The following is a 21,813-nucleotide window of genomic DNA, read 5'->3' as shown; positions in this document are numbered from 1 at the left end:
AAAACAACACCAACCGATGCATTCGATTCAACTCGCCATCTGGGCAGTCGCCTTGCTCGTCATAGTCGCACTCGCGTTCGACTTCATGAACGGCTTTCACGACGCCGCCAACTCCATCGCCACGGTCGTTTCGACCGGCGTATTGAAGCCGCAGCAGGCGGTCGCCTTCGCCGCGGCGTTCAACGTCATCGCGTATTTCATCTTTCACCTCAAGGTCGCCGCAACCGTCGGAAAGGGCACGATCGATCCCGAAATCGTCGATCATTACGTCATTTTCGGCGCGCTCGTCGGCGCGATAGGCTGGAACATCGTCACCTGGATCTACGGCATTCCATCGAGTTCGTCGCACGCACTGATCGGCGGCCTCGTCGGCGCGGCGCTCGCCAAATCCGGCTGGGGGTCGCTCAACTGGGACGGGCTGCTCAAGACCGTCGCATTCATCTTCATCTCGCCGCTGCTCGGCTTCGTGCTCGGCTCGTTCTTCATGCTGCTCGTGTCGTGGCTGTATTTCCGCACGCCGCCTTCGAAGGTCGACCGGCGCTTCCGCCGCATGCAGCTCGTCTCGGCTGGCCTGTATTCGCTCGGCCATGGTGGCAACGATGCGCAAAAAACCATCGGCATCATCTGGATGTTGCTGATCGCGACCGGCTACGCCTCCGCAACAGCCGAAGCGCCGCCCGTCTGGGTAATCGGCCTGTGCTACCTGTCGATGGGTCTCGGCACGCTCTTCGGCGGCTGGCGCATCGTGCGGACCATGGGTCAGAAGATCACGAAGCTGAAGCCGGTCGGCGGATTCTGCGCGGAGACGGGCGGGGCGATCACGCTCTTCGTCGCGTCGTTCCTCGGCATTCCCGTATCGACGACCCATACGATCACCGGCGCGATCGTCGGCGTCGGCGCGACGCAGAAATTCAGCGCCGTGCGTTGGGGCGTCGCGGGCAATATCGTGTGGGCGTGGATTCTGACCATTCCCGCGTCCGCCGCGCTCGCGGCGGCCGGCTGGTGGATCGGCCACCGCTTCCTTTGATTCGTTCCGCCTGCGGGCTCTCATCGGGCCCGCAGCGCGTCAGATGATCGGCGACGACACTCCGTCCATCGGAATGATTGCGCCCGACACGTAACTCGCGCGGCGGCTCGCCAGAAAGAGCGCAACGTCGGCGATTTCCTCCGGCTTCGCATAGCGTCCGAGCGGCACTTTCGCCTGACTGTCGGCGAGCACCTGATCGCGCGTCACGCCTTGCCGCTTCGCCTCCAGATCGAGCGCTTCCTCGACGCGTTCCGTGAGCGTCGCGCCTGGATTGATCGCGTTGATGCGGATGCCGAGCTTCGCGTAGTGATGCGCGAGCCCGACGGTGTTGAGCATCAGCGCCGCATTGGCCGCGCCGCCTGCGATGTGGATGTCCGTCGCGATCTTGCCGCCCACTCCCACGATGTTGACGATCGCGCCAGGCTCGGCTTTCGGATCGTTACGCAGGCGCTCCGCCATGCGCTTGAGAACGACCTGCTGCGGATAGACATAGGAGAAGTATTTGGCGTCCATCGCCGCTCTGTAGGCCGCGGCGTCGAGCGTGTCCGGATCGTAGCGGCGCGCGGCGCCGGCGCTGTTGATAAGAATGTCGATCGGCCCGAGCGCGGTGCTCGCTTCCTCGACGACATCCTCGGCGCTGTGGGCCTCGTGCAGGTCGGCGCGCGCGAGATGCACGTGATACCCGTCGCTCGCGAGTTGCTCCCGGGCGCGGGCCAGATTCGCAGCGTCGCGCGAAACAATCGCGACCTTCGCGCCTTCGCTCGCGAACGCTCTGGCGCATGCAAATCCGATCCCCTTGCTGCCGCCCGTAATCAGGACAACCTTGCCCGCGAGTCCCAGGTCCATGGTGTTGCGCTCCGTCGACGAATGATCGGAACACGATAGCAGAGACGCGCAGCGCGCGTCAGTTCGTGCCAGTGGCGAAGCGGGCGATGGGATCGTCGTTCTGTGCGGGGCGGGGTGCGGCGAGCGAGCCGGTGGAGGCGCGCATCACGCGCACGGGCGGCTCGGCGGAATCGTAGGGATCGGCAGCGGCTTGTGCGGAGCGCGCCTGCTGACGCGCGGCGGTCGATGTCGGCGGCGGCGGTTCGAAGGCGTCGGCGGCGGCCTGAATCGGATCCGATGAAGCGTTGATCGTCGCGACGCCAGGCGTCGTAGCGCTAGCGGCGCGAGCCTGGCGTTGCGCCGCGTTGAGCGTCGAGGGCGGGGGCTCGAAAGCGTCGGCGGATGACGGAGCAGGCGCTTGCACGGGCGCAGGCGACGCGATGTAAGTCGGCGCATCGAACGGGGTAGGCGCGGTCTTCGGCGGCGCGACGCGGCGAATGCCGTCGAATCGTTTCGCCCAGTACGGGTTCGTCAGATAGTCGAGGCGCACCGTGCCGCCCGTCGATGGCGCATTCACGAAGCGCAGCTTGCCGACATAGATGCCCACGTGCGAATGCGGCCGTCCGGTCGTGTTGAAGAAGATCAGATCGCCCGGCGCGATCTCGTCGGGTTCGACCGATTCGCCGCGCGAGCTCATGTCGGCGGTCGTGCGCGGCAGATTCACGGACGCCGCGCGGTCGACGACATACCGCACGAGCCCGCTGCAATCGAAGCCCGCATCGGGCGTGTTGCCGCCCCAGCGATACGGCACGCCGACGAGCGACATCGCCTGAATGGAGATTTCCTCGCGCCCGACACTGTGATCGACGAACTTCGGAAAACCGGGCGGCGGACTATAAGTGCGGTTGGCGCTCGTGCTGGCCGCAGGCTTGCGTGCCGTCTGCTGCGGCGCGGATCCACACGCGGCGAGCATGACGGTAACAAGTAGCGGCAGGCAGATTCGACGCATTGCAAAAGGCGAGCGGCAACCCGCCAGGAAGGACAGTGTGCCGATACTAATCCGCCGCACGGCCGTGCGGCAAGATGTCTTGAGGATTTACATGAAGTCTGTGCCGTAAGTGTTGCAAGTGCGGAACGTTAGGACGAAAGGAAACGGCCCGGCAGGATCGCTCCGCCGGGCCGTTTCATCGCGTTGAAAGCCGCGCGCTTACAGAATGTCGGACGCGTAATCGGCGAGGCGCGAACGCTCGCCGCGCGCGAGGGTCACGTGACCGCTGTGCGTCCAGCCTTTGAAGCGATCGACGACATACGTGAGACCCGAACTGCCTTCGGTCAGGTACGGCGTGTCGATCTGCGCGATGTTGCCGAGGCACACGATCTTCGTGCCGGGGCCCGCGCGCGTGACGAGCGTTTTCATCTGCTTCGGCGTGAGATTCTGCGCCTCGTCGATGATCACGTACTTGTCGACGAACGTGCGTCCGCGCATGAAGTTCATGCTCTTCACCTTGAGACGCGAACGGATGAGCTCCTGCGTCGCGGCGCGGCCCCATTCGCCGGCGGCGTCATCGGTCTTCTGGAGGACTTCGAGGTTGTCGTCGAATGCGCCCATCCACGGCTGCATCTTCTCTTCCTCGGTGCCGGGCAGAAAGCCGATGTCCTCGCCGACCGGAACCGTCGCACGCGTCACGATGATCTCGTTGTAGCGCTTGTCGTCGAGCACTTGCGCAAGGCCCGCGGCGAGCGCCATCAGCGTCTTGCCGGTGCCGGCCTGACCCAGCAGCGTGACGAAATCGACTTCCGGGTTCATCAGCAGATTCAGCGCGAAGTTCTGCTCGCGGTTGCGCGCAGTGATGCCCCACACGTTGTTCTTGTGATGACCGTAGTCGCGCAGCGTCTGCAGGAGCGCGGTCTTGCCGTTGAGCTCGCGCACGACCGCATGGAACGACGGCTCGCCGTTCTGCGGCTCGAGATAGACGAACTCGTTGACGAGCATCGAAGGGCACAGCGGCCCGGTCACGCGGTAATACGTGGTGCCGGTCTTGGTGTCCTGCCAGCTCTCCATGCCCTTCGCGTGCTTGGTCCAGAAATCCTGCGGCAGTGCGCGCACGCCGGAGTAGAGCAGATCCTTGTCTTCGAGAACCTGATCGTTGAAGTAGTCTTCGGCAGGCAGACCGAGCGCGTGCGCCTTGATGCGCATGTTGATGTCTTTCGACACCAGCACGACCTGGCGATCCGGCCGCTCCTTCTGCAGCGCGCGCACGACGCCCAGAATCTGGTTGTCCGCCTTGCCGACGGGCAGGCCTTCGACCGGCTCGATGTCCGTGAGCGTCGTCTGGAAGTAGAGGCGGCCGAGCGCGTCGCGATTGCCTTGCGCAGCGAGCGGAAGCCCTTCGGCCATCTTGCTGGCGTTGCCCGCGTGCGCGACGAGCGCATCGAGCGTCCGGCTCACCTGACGCGCGTTGCGCGCCACTTCCGACATGCCCTTCTTGTGGTTGTCGAGTTCTTCCAACGTCATCATCGGCAGATAGACGTCGTGTTCCTCGAAGCGGAAGAGCGAACTCGGGTCGTGCATCAGCACGTTGGTGTCGAGCACGAAGAGCTTGCGCAATTCGGCTTCGGCAGCCGTGCCCTTGCGACGTTTGTTCTGCGCGCGCGTATCGCGCGCCGTGGCCGAGACAGGTGCTTCGGTCGCGACGGGCGTTTCGGCGCGCTCCGTGCGCGCTTCGACTGCATCCGGCGTGGCGCGGGCGCCGGGCGTCGGCTGCAGGAGCGCGGCGGTCTGCTTCGATTTTCGGCCGCGCGTAGGGACGGTGCCCGGTGCGGGCGGCGGCACGACGGCTTCGACGTGCGGCTCGGCCGGAATCTGGGTCAGCACTTCGTTCGCGATCGAGCGCAGCGTGTGCGCGGCGTTCGTGGCGGGACGCTCGGCGGCGACGGTCTCGACCGCGCCATAGGCGTCGTCATCGCTCGCCGCGGCTTGTTTTTTCGACTGCTTCGAAGGCCGGGCTTTGGCCTTGTATTCTTCAGCCGGAAGGAGATGGCCGAGCTTGGCCGGGGCGGTAGGCAAAGGCATGATGTTCCCTCGAAAGGAATCGGGTCGTGTATCGTGCGCCGCCTGTCGCATCCTGCTCGTACGCCCTCGAAGCGATACGAATCCTGCAGTTTGCGCCCGGAGGCGCGCTTCGTTGTCGAAATCGCCGGTTCGCCTAAGTTTCGATCTGCTCCTTGGAGGTTGCGTGCAACACGCCGCGCCCGAGCCGATGAAGCGTGGCTTTCGTGCGACGCCAAATGAAAAAGCCGCCGTTCCGACTACCGGAACCAGCGGCTGACTTCAGCTTCAGAGCGCCTTTCCCTTGCCGGATCCACATAGCCCGGGTCCATGCCCACCGTACCCACAGGCACACGGCGGCTTGCACTGGAACGAAGGAAATGGGGAAGGCAGGCGCTCATTGCGAACCAATATAACGTGCCTCAAATCGCTTGTACAGCCTCGACGATCGCCTCTACGTGGCCCGGCACCTTGACACCGCGAAACTCGCGTCGCAGCACGCCGTTTGCGTCGACGAGGAAGGTCGAGCGCTCCACGCCGCGCACTTCCTTGCCATACATCTTCTTCATTTTGATGACATCGAAGAGCGTGCAGATCGCTTCGTCAGCGTCCGAAACCAGCGTGTAAGGCAGCTCGAGCTTCGCCTTGAAGTTGTCGTGCGATTTCACGCTGTCGCGCGAGATGCCGATCACTTCCGCGCCGGCCGCCTTGAACTGATCGTAGTGGTCGCGAAATTGCAGGCTTTCGGTGGTGCAGCCGGGCGTGTTGTCCTTCGGATAAAAGAAGAGCACGACCTTTCTGCCGCGCAAGGAGGACAGGGTGAACTCGCCACCCGTCGCGGGTGCGGTGAAGTCGGGAACGGGCTGGTCGACTGCAACTGACACGTAGGTTTCTCCGGTCGTTCTGGTTTATCGGTGAGAAAAGCGAGGCGGGGAGAAAGCGGCCACGCGCCGCTTCAGCCCGGCTGGACGATCAGTTCGCCCGCGCGGCCCGGAATCTCGCCCCACGTCACAGGGTACGTGGGCAGCGACGCGCGGTCCAGCGCCGCATGGTAATCGCCCATCGTGGCAAAGCTGTGTCCCTGCGCGCGCCAGCCGGCGAGCAGTTGCTCGAACACCGGCGCGAGCTTCTGGCCTTCGAGTTCGGCGTGCAGCGTGAACACCTGATCGTGCGGATTGTTCGCCGTATGACGCAGCACGTGCGCCGCGACATTGCTTTCGTCGACGCCGTCGACGCCGAGCACTTCGTCGAGCGTCGGCAGCGTGGTCGGCATCTGGATGTGATTCAGCGTGCGGCCGTCGAGCACGGGAATATACGGCGTGTGGCCGCGCCCGTCGGATGCGTAGCGCATGCCCCACGCGTCGATCTGCTCGAACGCGTAGCCGTTCATCTGCCAGCCGGCGGCGCCGTGCGTGACGGGCGGTCCGCCGAAAATCTCGATGAAGCGCGCGTGGCTCTGCTGCATCTGCGCGACGGTCCAGTCGCGATCACGCCCGCGCACGTTGTCCTGCCAGTAGACGTGATCCCACGTATGGATGCCGCATTCGAAGCCGGCCTCGTGGATCGCACGCATTTCCGACACCGCTTCGCGGCCGATATCCGGCCCCGGCAGCAGCACGCCGTACATGAGCGTCTTCACGCCGTAATGCTCGACCACCGACGTGCGCGACACCTTCTTCAGAAAGCCGGGCCGGAAGACCCGCCGCAGCGCCCAGCCGGTGTGATCCGGGCCGAGACTGAAGAGGAACGTCGCGCGGGCGCTGTACTTGTCGAGGAGCCGCCCGAGGTTCGGCACGCCTTCGCGCGTGCCGCGCAGCGTATCGACGTCGATTTTCAGAACGATGCGAGCCACGCGCGCGCCTTACGCCTGTTCCACCAGCTTGCGGGCCTCGCCCACGTGGCCGCGGTACGCTTCGAAGATCTTGCGCAGCGCGTCGTCCATCGACGCTTGCGGCGCCCAGCCGAGTTCCTGCATCGTGTTGTCGATCTTCGGCACGCGGTTCTGCACGTCCTGATAGCCGTTGCCGTAGTACGCGCCCGACGACGTCTCGACCAGTTGCACCTGCTTCGCGCTGTCCGAGTACTCGGGGAATTCGTTTGCGAGCGCGAGCATCTTGTTCGCGAGTTCGCGGACCGAGAAGTTGTTCGTCGGATTGCCGATGTTGTAGATCTTGCCCGACGCCACGCCGCCCTTGTTTTCGATGATCTTCATCAGCGCGCCGATGCCGTCGTCGATGTCGGTGAACGCGCGTTTTTGCGCGCCGCCGTCGACGAGACTGATGTTCTCGCCGCGCACGATATGCCCGAGGAACTGCGTCACGACGCGCGACGAACCTTCCTTCGGCGTGTAGATCGAGTCGAGGCCCGGGCCGATCCAGTTGAACGGACGGAAGAGGGTGAAGTTGAGACCCTCCATGCCATAGCCCCAGATCACGCGGTCCATGAGCTGCTTCGAGCACGCGTAGATCCAGCGCGGCTTGTTGATCGGGCCGTAGGAAAGCACGGAGTTTTCCGGATCGAACTGCTCGTCGGTGCACATGCCATACACCTCGGACGTCGACGGAAACACCAGATGCTTGCCGTACTTCACGGCCGAACGCACGATCGGCAGATTCGCCTCGAAGTCGAGCTCGAACACGCGCAGCGGCTGCTTCACGTACGTGGCGGGCGTGGCGATCGCGACGAGCGGCAGGATCACGTCGCACTTCTTCACGTGATACTCGACCCACTCCTTGTTGATCGTGATGTCGCCCTCGAAGAAATGCATCCGCTCGTGATTCGCGAGGTCGCCCAGGCGATCGGTTTGCATGTCCATCCCGAAGACTTCCCAGTCGGTGGTTTCGAGGATGCGCTTGGACAGGTGATGGCCGATGAAGCCATTGACACCCAGGATCAGAACTTTTTTCATGAATGACGAGAGGATTGAATGATTCGGCCGAATTCGGAAGGATCGACGGTGCGTTCTTCGCCCGACGGTTGCGCGTCGGCGTTCAGGGGCCGGTGACGCAATTCGTGGATGGCGATGACGCGGCCATCGCCGCAGACGCCAAACAGCGCATTATCCGCCACGGTCAGGCCCGGGGGCAAACCCCGCAGCTCACGGAGTCTTTCGGGTGAAACGCCCGGCGCGCCCGTTTCGGGCACGAGCCGCGCCCGCGCGACGATGAAACGATCGGCGCCGATATCCGTGAACGCGCCCGGATACGGCGGTGCGACCGCGCGAATCAGGTTGTAGACACGCTGCGCCGGCTGCGACCAGTCGATGCGGCCGTCTTCCGGCTTGCGTCCGCCGTAATAGCTGCCCGCCGCGAGATCGTTCGGCAGATGCGGCGCTTCGCCGGCGAGCAAGGCGGGCAGCACGCGCCAGAGCGTCTGTTCGGCGGCAACGACGGTCTTGTCGAAGACTTGCGCTGCTGTGTCGTCGGGCAGGATGGGCACCGGCGTTTGCGCGAGGATCGCGCCTGCATCGGGTTTCGCGAGCATTTCATGCAGCGTCGCGCCGGCCTCGGTTTCGCCGTTGATGACGGCCCAGTTCGTCGGCACGCGGCCGCGATACTTGGGCAGAAGCGAGCCGTGCATGTTGTACGCGCCGCGCTTTGCGAGCGAAAGCAGCGAGACGGGCAGCATGTGCCGGTAGTAGAACGAGAAGACGAAGTCCGGCGCGATTTTCTCCACCGCGCCGAAAAGCTCGGGCGACTTTGGATCGGCAGGCGTGATCGTGTCGATGCCATGTTCCGCCGCGACCTGCGCGACGCTGCCGAACCAGATGTTCTCGCTTGCGCTGTCTTCGTGCGTGACGACGAGCGCAACATCGACGCCGCGCGCGAGCAGCACCTGCAGACAGCGCACGCCGACGTTGTGATACGCGAAGACGACTGCGCGCGGCTTCATCGGTCGTCTTCCTCGCGCGTGACGGCGACCACTTGCTGCACGGCGTCCTGCAACGGCTTGGCGGCGACCGATACGCCGTCGCGCTGTTCGAGAATCGTCTGCACGAGATAGCGCGGCCGCGCGCGCACCTGCTGATAGATGCGCCCGATGTACTCGCCGAGCAGCCCGAGCGCGAAGATGATGACGCCGAGCATGAAGAACGTGATGGCGAAGAGGGTGAACACACCCTGGACTTCCGCGCCGAACATGAAGCGGCGAATCAACAGCAGCAGGAACAGGCCCGCCGAGCCGACCGACAGAATCACGCCGATGAACGACAGCCATTGCAGCGGCACGACCGAAAAGCCGGTAACGAGATCGAAGTTCAGGCGGATGAGGCTATAGAGCGAATACTTCGACTCGCCCGCGAACCGCTCCTCGTGTGCGACATCGACTTCGATCGGGTTTTGCGCGAAGGTGTACGCGAGCGCCGGAATGAACGTGTTGATCTCGCCGCAGCGATTGATCGTATCAATGATATGGCGGCTGTACGCGCGCAGCATGCAGCCCTGGTCCGTCATCTTGATCTTCGTGATGCGCTCGCGCAGGCGGTTCATCGCGCGCGACGCCTTCTTGCGCCACAGGCTGTCCTGCCGCTGCTGGCGAATCGTGCCGACGTAATCGTAGCCCTCGCGCATCTTCGCGACGAGCTTGCCGATTTCCTCGGGCGGATTCTGCAGGTCGGCATCGAGCGTGACGACGATCTCGCCGCGCGACTGTTCGAAGCCCGCGAGGATCGCCATGTGCTGGCCGTAATTGCCGTTGAGCAGAATGACGCGCGTCGTGTCGGGCCGCACGTGGAACTGCTGCGCGAGCAGCGCGGCCGACTTGTCGCGGCTGCCGTCGTTGATGAAGATCACCTCGTACGACGTGCCGAGCGCATCGAGCGCCGGATAGAGGCGCTGGAAAAGCGCGGCGAGGCCGTCCGCTTCGTTGTACACCGGGATGATCACCGAAAGCTCGGGGGACGTCGCCGGAAAATCGAAATGACTCATGTTGCGCTGATTGTCCTTGATGGTCCGTGTTACCCGTTGTGTCCGAACTGCTCGCAGATTTCGTCGATGGACCGGACGACATGCGTCACGTCGTCGGCGGTCATGCCCGGGAAGAGCGGCAGCGTCACGTTCGACGCGCCGTAACGCTCCGAATGCGGGTACATGCCTTCCTTGTAACCACGCGCGCGATACAGCGTGAACAAGTGCAGCGCCGGGTAATGCACGCCGCTTCCGACGTTGCGCTCCTTCAGTTGCGCCATGAATTCCGCGCGCGTGAGCTTGAGCCTTTCGAGCGGCAGCGCGATCTGGAACATGTGCCAGTTGTGGTCCGTGAAGTTCTCGACCGGCAGACCCACGCCGAGCTCGACCGCCGCGCCGCCTTTGAAGGCATCGAAATAGAGGCGCGCCAGTTCGCGGCGCTGCTGCGTGAGGGTTTCGACGCGCCGCAACGAGCCGAGGCCGACGCGCGCCGCCACGTCCGTCAGGTTGTACTTGCCGCCGAGCACGTCGCAATCCATGCCGTCGAAGCCCGTGCGCGTAATGCCTTGCAGACGGTACTTGCGCGCGAGTTCCGCTTCGTCCTCGTTATTCATTACGAGCGCGCCGCCTTCGATCGACGTCACATTCTTGTTCGCGTGGAAGCTGAACGACACGATGTCGCCGATCGCGCCGATGCGCTGGCCTTTCCACGTCGAACCGAACGCCTGCGCGGCGTCTTCGATCACGCGCAGCTTGTGGGCGCGCGCGATCTCGTAGAGCTTGTCCATGTCGACGGGCAGGCCGGCCAGATAGACGGGCATCAGCGCCTTGGTGCGCGGCGTGATTGCGCGTTCGAGCAGATTCAGGTCGATGTTGCGCGTGACCGGATCGATATCGACGAACACCGGCGTCGCGCCGACTTCGAGGATCACGTTCGCGGTCGACACCCAGGTCATCGGCGTGGTGATGACTTCGTCGCCGGGGCCGACGCCCGCGATGCGCAAGCCGATTTCCATCGTGCAGGTGCCCGAGTTGAAGGCGCGCACCGGGCGGCCGCCCACGTACGCCGACAACTCCGCCTCGAACTGCTGATTCTGCGGGCCGGTCGTGATCCAGCCCGAGCGCAGCACGTCGACGACGCCCTGAATGGTTTCTTCGTCGATATCGGGCTTCACGAAGGGCAGGAACGGCCGCGTTGTTTGAGTCATGGACTATGCGTTTAAAAAATGAATTGATCCGGCGGACGCTTCGGTCCGGCAACTAGCCGCGCGCGAGCACCACGACGCCGACCAGAATGATGCCGATGCCGATGAGCCGCTGCATCGACAGCACTTCGCCGAACAGGTACCACGCGGCGAACGCGTTGACGACGTAGCCGAGCGAGAGCATCGGATAGGCGATCGACACGTCCACGCGCGACAGCCCGACGATCCACACGACGACGCTCAGCACATAACAGGCAAGCCCGCCGATGATCGGCCACTGCGTCGCGATCTTGATGCCGACCGGCAGAATGTTGGCGGGCGTCATGTCGAAATGGCCCACCGCGTTCACGCCGGCTTTGAGCAGGAGCTGGGCGCATGCGTTCAACGATACGCCGATGACGATGCAAATAAAGGAGATCGGGTTCATCGCGCGTTTTTCAAATGCGGAACAAGGATACTCGGTTCATCGCGAAATGCCGAACGATCGTGCAGCGCAGCATCGCGACCGGGAGGAAAACGCGCGCTCACGGCTGCGGTTTCTCCACGATCACGCGGCGCTCGTCGCGGGCGATCACCTGCATGGGCACGTGGCGTGCCATGAGCTCGTCGTAGCGTGCGGGCGGCATCAGCGCGAACGCGTAGCGCTCCGAATCCCACAGCCTGACCCATTCGTCGACGCTCGGCACCCATTTTTGCGGCTCGGTCTGGACGCCGAAGGTCAGCTCGTCGGCTTCGCCGACCATGATCATCGTGTGGCCGAGGTAGAAGGGCATCGTGTGGTCGAGCTTCGCGATCGAGTAAAACGGCGTGTCGGGCGGGAGCTTGGCCATCGCGGCCTTCACGGCCGGCACGAGCCGCACGCCGGAACTCTGCGTGCCGAAGACATCGTGACCGGAGCCCGCGATCGTGCCCAGCAGCAGCCAGGCCGCGCCTAGTCCCGTCGCGCCCGCGAGCACGCTGCGCCGGTTCAGCCAGAGCGCGAATATCGTCACGACGAAAGCGACGGCGAGGCCCGCGTACACCCAGATCTGGAACTCGCGATAGAGCGCGTTAGGCGTGTTGGCGCTGCCCGCGCGGCCGAGGAAAATCGCTCCGAAGGCCGCGGCGATCAGAAATACCGCATAGCCGATCAGATGCATGCGGTACTGCGATTTCGTCAGCGAGGGCAAATACAGCCCGATGACGAGCGCGAGCGCCGGCGCGATCGGCAGCACGTACGAAATGAGCTTCGAATGCGACGCGCTGAAAAACAGGAAAATGAACGCGGACCAGATCAGCAGCATCGTGACCGGCGCGAAGCCGTTGGGCTGGCGTGGCGTCTTCAAGCCGTGGCGCACACTCTGAAAGGCGATCGACAGCCACGGCAGAAAACCCACGATCAGAACCGGCACGAAGTAATAGAACGCGCCGGGGCGGTTCTGCTCGGGCGTCAGATAGCGCTTGAACTGCTGGACGATGAAGAAGAAGTCGAAGAACTCCGGGTTCTTCATCTGCACGAGCGCGAACCACGGGCCGGTCACGATCAGGAACACGATCAGCCCACTGCCGATATAGAGCCGCTTCCAGAGCGCCCAGTCGCGCGACACGAGTGAATACAGAACGAGCACGGCGCCCGGCAGGATCAGGCCGACGAGACCCTTCGACAGCACCGCGGCGCCCATGCCGGCCCAGCAGAGCCACATCCAGAGACGCACTTCGCGGGTCGACAGTCCGGGGCGCTGGGCGAGCAGGAGCGCGCAGAGGGTCAGCTCCATCCAGAACGACAGGCCCATGTCGAGCGCGTTGAAGTGGCCCATCAGGTTCCAGTACGGGCACGTCGCGAGGATGACCGCGGCGGCGAAGCCCGTCATCGCGTTGAATACGCGCGTGCCGGTATAGCCGACGAGCAGCACGCCCAGAAAGCCCGTGAGCGCCGTGTAAAGGCGCGCCTGCCATTCGCCGATGCCGAACCACGCAAAGGTAAGGGCATTCGCCCACGTTTGCAGGGGCGGCTTTTCGAAATACTTGTAGCCGTTGTAGCGCGGCGTGATCCAGTCGCCGGTCACGAACATCTCGCGCGCCATTTCGGCATAGCGGCCTTCGTCGCTGGGCACGAGATGACGAAACCCGAGCGGCGCGAACCAGATGATCGCGAGTGCGAGTACCAGAAGAATGAGCGAAAGACGCGTGAGCGGTAGCCGGGTAGGCGTATCGTTCATGAAGTCGACCTGTCCGATGCCGCGATGCGCGGCGCTAATGAAACGAATTGAGCGATGAATGCGCGCCGCGCGAGGATGCAACTCGTGCATGCTCAGGCACGCATTGTCGATGCGAGTTCGCACGTTCGAGCGCGCGCTGCGCACTTGTCCGACGTCGAAACGCCCGGCGTAACGACGATGCCGGGCGGGAGTGTAGCGCACGGCCGACCGGCATCCGTCAAAATTGACGACTGGCAAGCGACGGCTGCTGCCGATATCGGACGGGCGGCGGGAGTCTGCCAACGCTTCCTTAGCGCCGCCTTAGCGATCCCCTCAGGCTTCGATCAGCAGTGCGGCGGCCACGCGCCGGCCTTCGGACATCAGTATGTTGTAGGTGCGGCAGGCCGCGCCGAAATCCATCGTTTCGACGCCGATGCGGTGTTTCGCCAGTTGCGCGGTGAGGCGCGGATGCGGAAAGCGCAGCCGCGACCCGCTGCCGAAAATGACGACTTCCGGCGCGGCCTCGACGAGCGCATCGAAATCCTCGGGCTTGAGCGCATCGAACGACGACACCGGCCACGCCGCGACGGGCGTCTGCGGCATGACGATCACGCTGCCTTCGTGCCTTTCGAGATTGATCGCCACGAAACCGTCTCCGTAGCTCGTGATGGTATTGAGCGCGCTGGTGGAATCCTGGTGGAGTTTCAAAACAATGATCCGGCAAGGAAAAGGAGAGAGGCCCGGCGGGCGCGCGCAGCGCCGTTTGCGCCGGTTCCGGCGCATTCGATTGGTGCATTGCGGAACTGGGCCATAATCAGTAAATTATAACTTTTTGGCTGCCGGGCTCGCTCGTGCGCCACCCGTTGCGCTCGCGTGCCGCCACAAGCCGCCTTCGACACGCAATCCGGTCCGCATCGCCCATGCCTTACCTGGCGCGGCGTCTAAAATGCATCGTTCGGCGCTCGGGAAAAGCGAGCCGTCCGGGCGAGCCGCCATCGGCTTTCACCTCGGTATTTATTGCAACGCCCGTCCGCCGCGCGCGAGGCTGGCTGCCCCGAATTCCGAGCCGCACGCGACCGACATCACCAGAACCCGTCCGCATTCACATCAGACCCAGAGCGCCAGCCGTGAAACCGATTCTCAAATCCAACAAGCTGCAAAACGTCTGCTACGACATTCGCGGGCCCGTGCTCGAACACGCGAAGCGCCTCGAAGAAGAAGGCCATCGCATCATCAAGCTGAATATCGGCAATCTGGCGCCGTTCGGCTTCGAGGCGCCGGACGAGATCATTCAGGACATGATCCGCAATCTGCCGGGTTCGTCGGGCTATTCGGATTCGAAGGGCGTGTTCGCCGCGCGCAAGGCGATCATGCATTACACGCAGCAAAAGGGTGTGACGGGCGTCGAACTGGACGATATCTACATCGGCAATGGCGCGTCGGAACTGATCGTCATGGCGATGCAGGCGCTTCTCAACGACGGCGACGAAGTGCTCCTTCCGGCGCCGGACTATCCGCTATGGACGGCCGCGGTGAGCCTGTCGTCGGGCACGCCGCGCCACTACATGTGCGACGAGAGCAACGGCTGGATGCCCGATCTCGACGACATCCGCGCGAAAATCACGCCGAACACGAAGGCGCTCGTCGTCATCAACCCGAACAACCCCACAGGCGCGCTGTACTCCGACGAACTGCTGCGTGAACTGATCGCGATCGCGCGCGAGCACGGTCTCATCATTTTCGCGGACGAGGTCTACGACAAGATCGTCTACGACGGCAAGACGCACACGTCGATGGCCGCGCTCTCCGAAGACGTCGTCACGGTCACGTTCAACAGCCTTTCGAAAAGTTACCGCTCGTGCGGGTATCGCGCGGGCTGGATGGCGATCTCCGGGCTGATCGAAGAGAACCGCCGCCGCGCGAAGGATTATCTCGAAGGCCTCGGCATTCTCGCGTCGATGCGCCTGTGCCCGAACGTACCCGGCCAGTATGCGATCCAGACGGCGCTCGGCGGCTATCAGAGCATCAACGACCTGATCGTCCCGAGCGGGCGCCTCTTCAAGCAGCGCGAACTCGCGTACGACATGCTCACGGCGATTCCGGGCGTCACGTGCGTGAAGCCGCAAGCCGCGCTCTACATGTTCCCGAAGCTCGATCCGAAGATGTATCCGATCCAGGACGACCAGCAGTTCATCACGGATCTGCTGCTCGAGGAGCGCGTGCTGCTCGTGCAAGGCACCGGCTTCAACTGGCCGACGCCGGATCACTTCCGCGTGGTTTTCCTGCCGAACGTCGACGATCTCGCGGATTCGATCAACCGCATCGCGCGCTTCCTCGACGGCTATCGCAAACGACATTCCGCTTAATCTCTCTTTTAAAGACTCGCGCTGCATGGAACCGATCAAAGTAGGACTCTTGGGCTTCGGCACGGTCGGCAGCGGCACCTTCACGGTGCTGCGCCGTAACCAGGAAGAAATCAAACGACGCGCGGGACGCGGCATCGAAATTTCGCGTGTCGCCGTGCGTACGACGGCGAAGGCCGAAGCGGCGAAGCAGGAAGGCATCGCGGTGACGGACGACTTCAACGCGGTCGTCGACGATCCTTCCATCGCCATCGTGTGCGAAATGATCGGCGGCACGGGCTTCGCGCGCGAACTGGTGCTGCGCGCGATCGCGAACGGCAAGCATGTCGTGACGGCCAACAAGGCGCTGCTCGCGGTGCACGGCACGGAAATTTTCGAGGCCGCGCGCGCGAAGGGCGTGATGGTCGCGTTCGAGGCCGCGGTGGCGGGCGGCATTCCGATCATCAAGGCGCTGCGCGAAGGGCTGACGGCGAACCGCATCGAGTACATCGCGGGCATCATCAACGGCACGACGAACTACATTCTTTCGGAAATGCGTGACCGCGGGCTCGACTTCGCGACCGCATTGAAGGCCGCGCAGGAACTGGGTTACGCCGAAGCCGATCCGACTTTCGACATCGAAGGCGTCGATGCCGCGCACAAGGTCACGATCATGAGCGCAATCGCGTTCGGCGTGCCGGTGCAGTTCGATCGCGCGTATGTGGAAGGCATCAGCAAACTGGCCGCGATCGACATTCGCTACGCGGAAGATCTCGGCTATCGCATCAAGCTGCTCGGCATCGCGCGGCGCTCGGAGAAGGGCATCGAGCTGCGCACGCATCCGACGCTCGTTCCGGCCAAGCGCCTGCTCGCCAATGTGGAAGGCGCGATGAACGCGGTCGTCGTGCACGGCGACGCGGTCGGCACGACGCTCTACTACGGCAAGGGCGCGGGCGCGGAGCCGACGGCGTCCGCCGTGGTCGCCGATCTCGTCGACGTGACGCGCCTGCATACGGCCGATCCCGAGCATCGCGTGCCGCATCTGGCGTTCCAGCCGGACAGCCTGTCGAACACGCCAATCCTGCCGATCGACGAAGTGACGAGCGGCTACTACTTGCGCCTGCGCGTCGCGGACGTGACGGGCGTGCTCGCGAACATCACGCGCATTCTCGCGGACAAGGGCATCTCCATCGACGCGCTGCTGCAGAAGGAATCGGAAGAAGTCGACGGCGCGAACAAGGGCGAGACCGACATCATCCTCATCACGCACGAGACGCTCGAAAAGAACGTGAACGCGGCGATCGCGCAGATCGAGGCGCTGTCCACGGTCGTCTCCAAGGTGACGAAGCTGCGCATGGAAGCGCTCAACTAAAGGCAAGCACGATGAACTACATTTCGACGCGCGGCGCCGGCACCGACGAACGCCACACGTTCTCCGACATTCTGCTGGGCGGCCTCGCCAAAGACGGCGGCCTGTATCTGCCGGCGGAGTATCCGAAAGTCAGCGCCGACGAACTCGCGCGCTGGCGCACGCTGTCGTACGCGGATCTCGCATTCGAAGTGCTGTCGAAGTTCAACGACGACATTCCTTCCGACGACCTGCGCTCGCTTACGCGCAAGACGTACACCGCGCAGGTGTACAGCAACGTGCGCCACGAAGAGAGCGCGGTTCAGATCACGCCTTTGAAGACGCTCGGCGAGGAAAACGGCACGACGCTGTCGCTGCTGGAACTCTCGAACGGCCCGACGCTCGCCTTCAAGGACATGGCGATGCAACTGCTCGGCAATCTGTTCGAGTACGCACTGGCCAAGCAGGGCGATGAATTGAACATCCTCGGTGCGACCTCGGGCGACACCGGCAGCGCCGCCGAATACGCGATGCGCGGCAAGACCGGCGTGCGCGTGTTCATGCTCTCGCCGCACAAGAAGATGAGCGCGTTCCAGACCGCGCAGATGTTCTCGCTGCAGGATCCGAACATCTTCAATCTGGCGGTCGAAGGCAACTTCGATAATTGCCAGGACATCGTCAAGGCCGTGTCGAACGATCACGCGTACAAGGCGAAGCACAAGATCGGCACGGTCAATTCGATCAACTGGGCGCGCGTCGTCGCGCAGGTCGTGTACTACTTCAAAGGCTATTTCGCCGCGACGAAGAGCAACGACGAACGCGTGTCGTTCACGGTGCCCTCGGGCAATTTCGGCAATGTGTGCGCGGGGCACATCGCGCGCATGATGGGCCTGCCGATCGATCAACTCGTCGTCGCGACCAACGAAAACGACGTGCTCGACGAGTTCTTCAAGACCGGCGTGTATCGCGTGCGCGGCGCGGCGGAGACGTATCACACGACGAGCCCGAGCATGGATATCTCGAAGGCGTCGAACTTCGAGCGTTTCGTGTACGACCTGCTCGGACGCGATCCGGCGCGCGTGCTGCAACTGTTCCGCGACGTCGAAGAGAAGGGCGGCTTCGACCTCGCGGTGAGCGGCGATTTCGCGCGCGTGAAGGAATTCGGATTCGTGTCGGGCAAGAGTGGCCACGACGACCGCGTGAAGACGATCCGCGACGTATTCGAGCGCTATCACACGATGATCGACACGCACACCGCCGACGGCGTGAAGGTCGCGCGCGAAAATCTGAAGCCCGGCGTGCCGATGATCGTCCTCGAAACCGCGCAGCCGATCAAATTCGGCGAGACGATCCGCGAGGCGCTCAATCGCGAGCCCGAGCGGCCGGCTGCGTTCGTCGGACTTGAAAAACTGCCACAAAGGTTCGATATCGTTCCTGCCGATGCTGGCGTCGTGAAGGCGTTCATCGCCGAGCGCACGTAACAGGATCGTCATCGGGATGGACGGGGCGCGGCTGCACGGCCGCGCCCCGTTTTTCATGATGCGGCACGAAATCTGCCGCCGGAGCCAGCTTCGCAGAATCGCCGCTCGCGGGCAAAAGCCCGCCAAAAGCTGTTAAAATCTCAGGTTTTTCGTCGTACCCCATTCAAAAGGACGCGCCGTGCTGTCTACCGCCAATATCACCATGCAATTCGGGCCCAAGCCCCTCTTCGAGAACATCTCGGTCAAGTTCGGCGAAGGCAACCGCTATGGCTTGATCGGCGCCAACGGCTGCGGCAAGTCGACCTTCATGAAGATCCTGGGCGGCGATCTCGAGCCGTCCTCGGGCAACGTCATGCTGGAGCCGAACGTGCGTCTCGGCAAATTGCGCCAGGACCAGTTCGCGTACGAAGACATGCGCGTACTCGACGTCGTCATGATGGGTCACACCGAAATGTGGGCCGCGATGACCGAGCGCGACGCGATCTACGCCAACCCCGACGCCACCGACGACGACTACATGCGCGCCGCCGACCTCGAAGCCAAGTTCGCCGAATACGACGGCTACACGGCCGAAGCGCGCGCGGGCGAACTGCTGCTCGGCATCGGCATCAACATCAACGATCACAATGGCCCGATGAGCAACGTCGCGCCGGGCTGGAAGCTGCGCGTGCTGCTCGCGCAGGCGCTGTTCTCGAAGCCCGACGTGCTGCTGCTCGACGAGCCGACCAACAACCTCGACATCAACTCGATCCGTTGGCTGGAAGACGTGCTGAACCAGTACAACTCGACGATGATCATCATCTCCCACGATCGGCACTTTCTGAACCAGGTCTGCACGCACATGGCGGACATGGACTACGGCACGTTGAAGGTCTGGCCGGGCAATTACGACGACTACATGCTGGCGTCGACGCAGGCGCGCGAGCGTCAGCAGGCCGCGAACCAGAAGGCGAAGGAGCGCGTGGCCGACCTGCAGGACTTCGTGCGCCGCTTCTCGGCGAACAAGTCGAAGGCGCGTCAGGCGACCAGCCGTCTGAAGATGATCGACAAGATCAAGATCGAGGAATTCAAGCCGTCGTCGCGTCAGAATCCGTTCATCCGCTTCGAGTACGAGAAGAAGCTGCACAACATCGCGGTGGTCGCGGAGGAAATCACGAAGAAGTACGACCGCACGATCTTCCAGAACTTTTCGCTCTCGGTGCAGCCGGGCGAGCGTATCGCGATCATCGGCGAGAACGGCGCGGGCAAGACGACGCTGCTCAAGTCGCTCAAGGGCGCGCTCGAACTCGATCACGGCACGGTGAAGTGGGCGGAAAACGCCAACGTCGGCTATATGCCGCAGGACACGTACGAAGAGTTTCCGAAGGACGAGACGCTGACCGAGTGGATCGACCAGTATCGCAAGGAGGGCGACGACGAGCAGATGATGCGCGGCACGCTCGGCCGTCTGCTCTTCAACGCGGACGATATCAAGAAGAACGTGAAGGTGCTGTCGGGCGGCGAAAAGGGCCGCATGATTTGGGGCAAGCTGATGCTCGGCCGCCACAACGTTCTGCTGATGGACGAGCCGACCAACCACATGGACATGGAGTCGATCGAGTCGCTGCAGATCGCGCTGGAGAAGTTCGAAGGCACGCTGATCTTCGTGTCGCACGACCGCGAGTTCGTAAGCGGGCTGGCGAATCGCATCATCGAAGTGAAGACGGATGGCACGCTGCGCGACTTCGGCGGGAATTACGAAGATTTTCTGGCGAGCCAGGGGATTCAGTAATCACCGGCTTCGCGCTCGCGCTGAAACAAGCGGCCCGCCTCGAAAGAGCGGGCCGTTTTTACATTCCGGTCAAAGCCTGTCGTTGCGAAACCGCATCGCCGTTCCTTCGCGCGTAATGCGCTCCCAGATCGCGCGTTTTTCGTCGTCGTTCAGAAACACCCAGTTGGACACTTCGCCGGCCGTGCGGCCGCAGCCTTTGCAGACGTCGTCGAAGAGCGTGGAGCACACGCCGATGCAGGGGCTATCAGGCAGATCGTGAAGATTCGAAGACATTGGGCTAGCTCGTGACCGCATCGGCGCCGAACAAAAAGGGCGGCAACGCGGCATTCAAAATCGTAAAAAAACTCAACGCGCGATACTGTAGCCTATCCGCGCGATCCAGTGATGCCGCTGGTTGTAATCGAGGATGTCCTCGCCGTACCCGTTGAAGTAGCTCACGAACAGATAGCCGCCCCACGCGCTGCCGATCAGCTTCGCGAGCGGATAGGTCAACTGCGATTCCACGCTGCCGTACCAGTGCTTCGAGCCTTTGCGTAATGTCGTCGCGAGTTGCCAGCCGTCCGGGCTGCCGTATTTCACGAGGAAATCGACGTAGCCGCGATAATCCGCGATGTCCTCGTTGCCCGCCTTCGACAGGTAGTAATAGAACTTCGGCGAGAGCGTCAGGTGATTGCCGTTCAGATCGCCGAAATCCCATGTCGGGCGCACGAACGCGATGTTGATCGAGCGCGATTCGTCGCCGCTCTTGCCGTTCGATTCATGCCCGATGCCCGCCGCGACGCCCATGCGCGTGAAGAGCGCGCTTTTCCAGCCGGTGTCCTCCACGTAATAGAACAGTTGCGGCTGAAAGCTGATGTCGCGAAACGGCACCGATTCGGCCGAGAGATTCCATATGGCCGTCTGCGTGTAGCCGAAATAGAGGTTGTCGAGGAAGCCGCGCGAGCGGGGATCGTCAGGCAGATGCAGGCGATATTTGAAGCTGAACTGGAATTTCGCGAGATTGTCGCCGTTTTTGCCATCCGCGAAATAGATCGGCTCGAACGTCGAGAAGCGGCCCGAGAGCAACGTGTCCGTGCTGGACGCCGGTTGGACGGCGGTATTCGCCGCGGCCGTCGCGACGGCGAGTTGGCCGGGCGTCGTCGCTTGCGACTCGGCCTTCTCCGCGGCGGCGACCTCGGTCTGCGTATCGCTGCGATTGAGCGTGACGAGCATCGGCGAAGCATCGAAGCCGACCGGATCGATCTTCACCGTCCCGCGCGCCGAATCGGGCCACGGCGCCGAAAAACGCACGCGGCGATACTGGCCGGGCGCAAGGCGCAGACGGTCCGGCACTGTCGGATCGCGTTCGAGCGTGAGCGGCGCCGGCGGCAAATCGCCATTGGTCAGATTCACGGTCAGTTGCTTCGGGACATCGACGGTCAGGGATTTCGCGTCATCGTCGGTATAGAGGAGCGTCAGTTCGAGCGGTTGCGAGGCGGCGGCTTCGCGCGCGGGTTGCAGCACCGCGACGGTCGCGTGCGTAGCGCCGCTTGTGCAAAGGCCGGCAAGAAGAAGCGCGAACATGCGTGCGCGGCCGGCAGAGCGGCGGGAATTTTTCAGCGAAATCGATCGTGGGCCGTGGGCCATGTAGTTCGTGTCCTGTTGGGGCGGGGCGGGCATCAGGACAGTCTGACAGCGCGAGCCG

The 21,813-nt window shown here is 63.3% G+C and carries 19 protein-coding genes; 5 read left to right on the top strand and 14 right to left on the bottom strand.

The genetic code is table 11. The annotated features are described in order from the left end of the window. Positions 1 to 16 precede the first annotated feature (16 nt). Positions 17 to 1,027: an inorganic phosphate transporter gene (locus BG60_RS29210; protein ID WP_008349834.1), complete on the top strand. Its 1,011-nt coding sequence runs from the start codon at positions 17 to 19 to the stop codon at positions 1,025 to 1,027. A gap of 39 nt (positions 1,028 to 1,066) precedes the next feature. Here the strand turns inward: BG60_RS29210 and BG60_RS29205 are convergent, their stop codons facing one another. The 12 genes from BG60_RS29205 to BG60_RS29150 all read right to left on the bottom strand — a co-directional run bounded on the left by BG60_RS29205 (position 1,067) and on the right by BG60_RS29150 (position 13,895). Beyond that, on the bottom strand, positions 1,067 to 1,873 hold the full coding sequence (locus tag BG60_RS29205) for an SDR family oxidoreductase (RefSeq protein WP_008349832.1): 807 nt from the start codon (positions 1,871 to 1,873) through the stop codon (positions 1,067 to 1,069). Between the two features lie 58 nt (positions 1,874 to 1,931). Beyond that, complete coding sequence (locus BG60_RS29200) at positions 1,932 to 2,861, bottom strand: C40 family peptidase (RefSeq protein ID WP_033536115.1); 930 nt, start codon at positions 2,859 to 2,861, stop codon at positions 1,932 to 1,934. A gap of 198 nt (positions 2,862 to 3,059) precedes the next feature. After that, complete coding sequence (locus BG60_RS29195) at positions 3,060 to 4,925, bottom strand: PhoH family protein (protein ID WP_008349829.1); 1,866 nt, start codon at positions 4,923 to 4,925, stop codon at positions 3,060 to 3,062. Positions 4,926 to 5,323: 398 nt separating this feature from the next. Continuing rightward, positions 5,324 to 5,785 carry a peroxiredoxin gene (locus BG60_RS29190; RefSeq protein ID WP_008349827.1) on the bottom strand — a complete coding sequence of 154 codons (462 nt, stop codon included), beginning with the start codon at positions 5,783 to 5,785 and terminating at the stop codon, positions 5,324 to 5,326. Positions 5,786 to 5,856: 71 nt separating this feature from the next. After that, entirely contained in the window at positions 5,857 to 6,753 is an 897-nt protein-coding gene (locus BG60_RS29185) for a polysaccharide deacetylase family protein (protein ID WP_008349825.1), read from the bottom strand. Positions 6,754 to 6,762: 9 nt separating this feature from the next. After that, a complete protein-coding gene (locus tag BG60_RS29180; protein WP_008349823.1) occupies positions 6,763 to 7,809 on the bottom strand; it encodes a bifunctional UDP-4-keto-pentose/UDP-xylose synthase in 1,047 nt (348 codons plus the stop codon). Next, on the bottom strand, positions 7,806 to 8,792 hold the full coding sequence (locus BG60_RS29175) for a formyltransferase (RefSeq protein ID WP_008349821.1): 987 nt from the start codon (positions 8,790 to 8,792) through the stop codon (positions 7,806 to 7,808). The genes BG60_RS29180 and BG60_RS29175 overlap by 4 nt, the downstream gene beginning before the upstream one ends. Beyond that, a complete protein-coding gene (locus BG60_RS29170) occupies positions 8,789 to 9,826 on the bottom strand; it encodes a glycosyltransferase (RefSeq protein ID WP_008349819.1) in 1,038 nt (345 codons plus the stop codon). The genes BG60_RS29175 and BG60_RS29170 overlap by 4 nt, the downstream gene beginning before the upstream one ends. 29 nt (positions 9,827 to 9,855) lie before the next feature. Beyond that, positions 9,856 to 11,013, bottom strand: coding sequence for a DegT/DnrJ/EryC1/StrS family aminotransferase (locus BG60_RS29165; protein WP_034473674.1), 1,158 nt, complete (start codon positions 11,011 to 11,013; stop codon positions 9,856 to 9,858). Positions 11,014 to 11,065: 52 nt separating this feature from the next. Further along, positions 11,066 to 11,437 (bottom strand): SMR family transporter, encoded by a 372-nt coding sequence (locus BG60_RS29160; protein ID WP_008349817.1) that lies wholly within the window; start codon positions 11,435 to 11,437, stop codon positions 11,066 to 11,068. 97 nt (positions 11,438 to 11,534) lie between these two features. Further along, on the bottom strand, positions 11,535 to 13,208 hold the full coding sequence (locus BG60_RS29155) for a glycosyltransferase family 39 protein (protein WP_034473677.1): 1,674 nt from the start codon (positions 13,206 to 13,208) through the stop codon (positions 11,535 to 11,537). A gap of 312 nt (positions 13,209 to 13,520) precedes the next feature. After that, entirely contained in the window at positions 13,521 to 13,895 is a 375-nt protein-coding gene (locus BG60_RS29150) for an Mth938-like domain-containing protein (protein ID WP_008349815.1), read from the bottom strand. 419 nt (positions 13,896 to 14,314) lie between these two features. Between BG60_RS29150 and BG60_RS29145 the strand changes: the two genes are divergently transcribed. The 4 genes from BG60_RS29145 (at position 14,315) to BG60_RS29130 (ending at position 20,129) form a co-directional block, all read left to right on the top strand. After that, a complete protein-coding gene (locus BG60_RS29145) occupies positions 14,315 to 15,553 on the top strand; it encodes a pyridoxal phosphate-dependent aminotransferase (RefSeq protein WP_008349814.1) in 1,239 nt (412 codons plus the stop codon). Between the two features lie 25 nt (positions 15,554 to 15,578). Continuing rightward, the gene (locus BG60_RS29140; RefSeq protein WP_008349813.1) at positions 15,579 to 16,901 is read left to right on the top strand and encodes a homoserine dehydrogenase; all 1,323 of its coding nucleotides are present in this window, start codon (positions 15,579 to 15,581) and stop codon (positions 16,899 to 16,901) included. Between the two features lie 11 nt (positions 16,902 to 16,912). Then, entirely contained in the window at positions 16,913 to 18,358 is a 1,446-nt protein-coding gene (gene thrC / locus BG60_RS29135; protein WP_008349812.1) for a threonine synthase, read from the top strand. A gap of 178 nt (positions 18,359 to 18,536) precedes the next feature. After that, positions 18,537 to 20,129 carry an ABC-F family ATPase gene (locus BG60_RS29130; RefSeq protein ID WP_008349811.1) on the top strand — a complete coding sequence of 531 codons (1,593 nt, stop codon included), beginning with the start codon at positions 18,537 to 18,539 and terminating at the stop codon, positions 20,127 to 20,129. 69 nt (positions 20,130 to 20,198) lie between these two features. Here BG60_RS29130 and BG60_RS29125 read toward each other — a convergent pair whose 3' ends face one another. Together BG60_RS29125 and BG60_RS29120 are read right to left on the bottom strand one after the other, a co-directional pair. Then, complete coding sequence (locus BG60_RS29125) at positions 20,199 to 20,402, bottom strand: DUF1289 domain-containing protein (protein ID WP_008349809.1); 204 nt, start codon at positions 20,400 to 20,402, stop codon at positions 20,199 to 20,201. Positions 20,403 to 20,474: 72 nt separating this feature from the next. After that, positions 20,475 to 21,692, bottom strand: a complete 1,218-nt coding sequence (locus BG60_RS29120) for a phospholipase A (RefSeq protein WP_008349807.1) — start codon at positions 21,690 to 21,692, stop codon at positions 20,475 to 20,477. Between the last annotated feature and the right edge of the window lie 121 nt (positions 21,693 to 21,813).

Origin of the sequence: Caballeronia zhejiangensis (genome assembly GCF_000698575.1) — a bacterium.
Lineage (GTDB): Bacteria > Pseudomonadota > Gammaproteobacteria > Burkholderiales > Burkholderiaceae > Caballeronia > Caballeronia zhejiangensis.
This window is presented reverse-complemented; position numbering and strand designations above follow the sequence as displayed.

What these genes read in the sequence shown, in the direction of transcription:
- BG60_RS29210 (WP_008349834.1), top strand. Translation starts at nt 17, where the DNA reads ATGCATTCGATTCAACTCGCCATCTGGGCAGTCGCCTTGCTCGTCATA.
- BG60_RS29205 (WP_008349832.1), bottom strand. Translation starts at nt 1,873, where the DNA reads ATGGACCTGGGACTCGCGGGCAAGGTTGTCCTGATTACGGGCGGCAGC.
- BG60_RS29200 (WP_033536115.1), bottom strand. Translation starts at nt 2,861, where the DNA reads ATGCGTCGAATCTGCCTGCCGCTACTTGTTACCGTCATGCTCGCCGCG.
- BG60_RS29195 (WP_008349829.1), bottom strand. Translation starts at nt 4,925, where the DNA reads ATGCCTTTGCCTACCGCCCCGGCCAAGCTCGGCCATCTCCTTCCGGCT.
- BG60_RS29180 (WP_008349823.1), bottom strand. Translation starts at nt 7,809, where the DNA reads ATGAAAAAAGTTCTGATCCTGGGTGTCAATGGCTTCATCGGCCATCAC.
- BG60_RS29175 (WP_008349821.1), bottom strand. Translation starts at nt 8,792, where the DNA reads ATGAAGCCGCGCGCAGTCGTCTTCGCGTATCACAACGTCGGCGTGCGC.
- BG60_RS29170 (WP_008349819.1), bottom strand. Translation starts at nt 9,826, where the DNA reads ATGAGTCATTTCGATTTTCCGGCGACGTCCCCCGAGCTTTCGGTGATC.
- BG60_RS29165 (WP_034473674.1), bottom strand. Translation starts at nt 11,013, where the DNA reads ATGACTCAAACAACGCGGCCGTTCCTGCCCTTCGTGAAGCCCGATATC.
- BG60_RS29160 (WP_008349817.1), bottom strand. Translation starts at nt 11,437, where the DNA reads ATGAACCCGATCTCCTTTATTTGCATCGTCATCGGCGTATCGTTGAAC.
- BG60_RS29155 (WP_034473677.1), bottom strand. Translation starts at nt 13,208, where the DNA reads ATGAACGATACGCCTACCCGGCTACCGCTCACGCGTCTTTCGCTCATT.
- BG60_RS29140 (WP_008349813.1), top strand. Translation starts at nt 15,579, where the DNA reads ATGGAACCGATCAAAGTAGGACTCTTGGGCTTCGGCACGGTCGGCAGC.
- thrC (WP_008349812.1), top strand. Translation starts at nt 16,913, where the DNA reads ATGAACTACATTTCGACGCGCGGCGCCGGCACCGACGAACGCCACACG.
- BG60_RS29125 (WP_008349809.1), bottom strand. Translation starts at nt 20,402, where the DNA reads ATGTCTTCGAATCTTCACGATCTGCCTGATAGCCCCTGCATCGGCGTG.
- BG60_RS29120 (WP_008349807.1), bottom strand. Translation starts at nt 21,692, where the DNA reads ATGTTCGCGCTTCTTCTTGCCGGCCTTTGCACAAGCGGCGCTACGCAC.